Genomic DNA, 3,537 nt, shown 5'->3' on the forward strand with positions numbered 1-3,537 from the left:
ACTGCTCGGCCTGGACGCGTTCTTCGATGAGCTGCAGGGCGCGCGCCTTGAACTCGGGCGTGTACTTCTGGGGCATGATCCGATCCTCCTTGAGATAACAGGTCGGAACGAAACCCAGGGCGCTTCACCTCACGAGGCCCGGGTCGAGAACATGGAGCACACCGTCAAGGGCGCTCGCAATACATCGGCGGCGGGCCCTTACGGGACACGCTTCGCGTGCCGATGGCAGTGCGTGAGTCGGGGAGTGCGGAGGGGGCACACGTGAGCGCGACGCGACCGGGGAGCCATGCCCGCGACCCCTCCGTTCCCCCGCCGGTCGATCCTGAGCTGACACGGCTGTCGGTGCGGTGGACCCACGGCGCGTTGCGAACGGTGATCGCCGTGTGGTTGATCGCGGGCCTGGTGGGCGCCTCCTACGACGCTCTGAGTCGCTACGGGCATCTGACCTGGATCCTGGTGTGGGGTGGGCGCGGCGGTGCCCTACGGGTCAGGATGAGTTGAGGCCGGTGGTTCATAGCAAGTCCGCCAGCGTGGGGCGTAAACCAGGAGTCCAATCATCATGAGTTCGTCTTTGATCGCGGTGCGCGACGATGGTCGTATGCCCAGTCCCGGACCTCGTTCGGGGGGTCCGACCTCGCGGAGGTCGTTCTCCTCGGCGCAGAAGCTTGACCACCTGGCCGCCTACGAGGTGGCCGTCGCCAGCGGCCTGGGCGGTGCGTACCTGCGCGAGCACGGGTTGTACTCCTCGCTGGTCAGCGAGTGGCGCCGGATGCGTGACGCAGGGGTCCTCGCGGGGAAACAACCTGGGGAGAAGATCGGGCGGCTGTCGGCCGAGCAGGCGGAGATCGCCCGGTTGCGCCGTCAGCTCGACAAGGCCGAGCGGAGGTTGGTGACGACCGAGGCGGCGCTGGTGATCATGGGAAAAGCACACGATCTCTTGGACGTGCTTACCAAGAGATCGCGGGACGACTCCGAGCACACCACGCGTTGATGGCTACCTACCGTGAGCTGACCGGTGCGGGGGTCCCGACCCGGGCCGCGGCGATCCTGGTCGGGGTGTCGCGGGCGACCGCGACCCGCCGCCCCCGCACCCCGGTGGTGACCAGGGCCCGGGTGCCGGTGAACAAGCTCACCGACGCGGAACGGGCCGAGGTCCTGGCGGTCGTGAACAGCCCCAGGTTCGTGGACCTGCCCCCGATCCAGATCTACGCCCACCTGCTCGACGAGGGCGTGTATCTGGGGTCGATCTCCACGATCTACCGGGTGTTGACCGCGAACGCGCAGATCAAGGAGCGCCGCCGGTTGGCCCGCCACCCGGCCCGGACCATCCCCGAGCTCGTCGCCACCGCCCCCGGGCAGGTCTACTCGTGGGACATCACCAAGCTCGCCGGGCCCATCAAGGGCACCTACTTCGACGCCTACGTGATGATCGACATCTACTCCCGCTACATCGTCGGCGCGCACGTGCACGCGGCCGAGTCCGCCGTCCTGGCGGCCGAGATGATGAAGGAGATCTTCGGGGTCCACGGCATCCCGCAGGTCGTGCACGCCGACCGGGGCACGTCCATGACGTCCAAGACCGTCGCGGCGCTCCTGGCGGACCTGGAGGTCACCAAGTCACACAGCCGGCCCCGGGTGAGCAACGACAACCCCTACTCCGAAGCGTGGTTCAAGACGTTGAAGTTCGCGCCCGTGTTCCCCGAACGCTTCGGCTCCCTGACTGACGCCCGGTCGTTCATGGCCGACTTCGTCGCCGGCTACAACCATCACCACCACCACACCGGCATCGGACTGAACACCCCCGCTGACGTCCACTACGGCCTCGCCGCGGCGAAGGCTGGCGAGCGGGCTCTCGTCCTGGCCGCCGCCCGCGCCCGCAACCCCGAACGATTCGCCACCAACCGCGATCCGAAGATCCTGGCCATCCCACCGACGGCCTGGATCAACCAACCCGCCGACAACACCGGCATCGAGCTAGCCGCCTAACACCCACCGGCCTCAACTACCTTGACAAATTCCGCAGGGGTGCGGTAACGTCGTTTCCATGCCGCTAAACGTCTTTGCCGGAGGCCGGGTGGGCGCCTGGCAGGTTGAACGCATCGAGCCGGTGACTGGTCCGTCCTTGCCGGTGGTCTCACGGTTGGCCGTGCTCGACGGGTCACGTGCAGGCGACGTCGAGGCGGCCTGGGTGCTGCGCGGGACGACGAGCTACAAGCGCTACACCCGACGCGAGGAGCAGGAGGCACTGGACGCCAAGCAGCCACAGCTCGGCCGGCCCGAAGCAACCCGGGCGGCTCTCATCCCCATCACCAAGTCCGATGCTTGGTGGCAGCTCGCTCAGGACGAACGCCGTGACCTCCTCGAGGAGAGTTCCCACCACATCGCGGTCGGGTTGGAGTACCTGCCGGCAGTCGCGCGCCAGCTCTACCACGGCCATGACCTGGGCGAGCCCTTCGACTTCCTCGCCTGGTTCGAGTACGCCCCCCAAGACGCCCCCGCGTTCGAGGAGCTCGTAGACCGACTCCGCACGACCCCCGAGTGGGGCTACGTAGAACGAGATGTCGACATCCGCCTCGCGCGGTGACCCGCCCTGCTCCCGGCTCTGCCGACAGGACAAGTGTGCTCATGGCGGGTCCACGAGCACACGGGCTATCTCAGTAGACGATGGCTCACCGGGCAAGAACGCACGCCCATCGCGGCATGACCGGGCGAGCGTCCCCGCCCCTACAGCGGCAGATGCGGGCGAGCGTCCCCGCCCTCAACGCGGCAGATGCGGGCGTGACCCCGAACGGTTCGCCACGTGTCGACGACGGCTGAAAACTGGGCCGTAATCGACGGGGCGTTGACGCCTGGCTCAATGTTCACGCCAGAACTGCCAGCCCGACGGCGGTTCTGGGAATTCTGAGCTGGGGCTCCAACCGACTGGAGGTGACCACCGCTCCGGCGGCGTTGGCCAGCTTGGCGGGACGGCGAAGATGAGGCGGGCTCGACGGCGCCGCCACCTCCGCCGGAGCAGCAGTGCCCCGGCAATCGAGAGTGACATGCACGCGACGGCAACCAGCGTCGCGATGAGCCGGAAGCGACCGAGATCGGCACCCTGGCCCGGGCCCGGATCACTCGGTGCCCCACCCAGGACCAACGCGACAAGGCCAACCAGACCAATGATGAGACACAAGACGAAGGAGCTGGCATAAGCGGTGCGTATCCGTCGGGACTCCGCCGGTCTTTCCAGGGCAGAACTCATCGGCGTCCCTCAGCCCGCCCAGACGGGCGAACGGGCCCCCGAGGGGCGTTCTTCAGGCGTTCGCACGCGCCCAAACTAGCCCGTTCACGCTCGGCCCGGAGTGGACAAGAACGGTCCGCGTCGCATGACGTGAGAGGGCGGCGGCCAAGGCAACAGTCAGCGCCCTTGAAGCGCCCTGGGTTTCGTTCCGTGGTCAGGACGCAACGGGCGCTACGTCGTTGTGGTGAGTGTAGGTGGCTTCGACCTCCGCGGGCGTGCGGTAGCCCAGGGCCTCGTGCAGGCGGGTGGTGTTC

The 3,537-nt window shown here is 67.7% G+C and carries 3 protein-coding genes; all 3 read left to right on the forward strand.

Annotated features, from left to right (window positions below):
- A partial coding sequence (locus IXW69_RS11840) for a hypothetical protein (protein WP_228525379.1) occupies positions 1-265 on the forward strand: 265 nt, incomplete at its 5' end.
- Between the two features lie 333 nt (positions 266-598).
- Positions 599-1,986 (forward strand): IS3 family transposase gene (locus IXW69_RS11345; protein WP_094067111.1). Its coding sequence is split into 2 segments (ribosomal slippage): positions 599-941 and positions 941-1,986, totalling 1,389 coding nucleotides; the frame shifts between segments, so codons are not numbered across the junction.
- A gap of 58 nt (positions 1,987-2,044) precedes the next feature.
- Positions 2,045-2,584: a chlorite dismutase family protein gene (locus tag IXW69_RS11350; protein ID WP_018023089.1), complete on the forward strand. Its 540-nt coding sequence runs from the start codon at positions 2,045-2,047 to the stop codon at positions 2,582-2,584.
- Positions 2,585-3,537 lie beyond the last annotated feature (953 nt).

Source organism: Actinomyces haliotis, from assembly GCF_015355765.1.
Lineage (GTDB): Bacteria > Actinomycetota > Actinomycetes > Actinomycetales > Actinomycetaceae > Actinomyces > Actinomyces haliotis.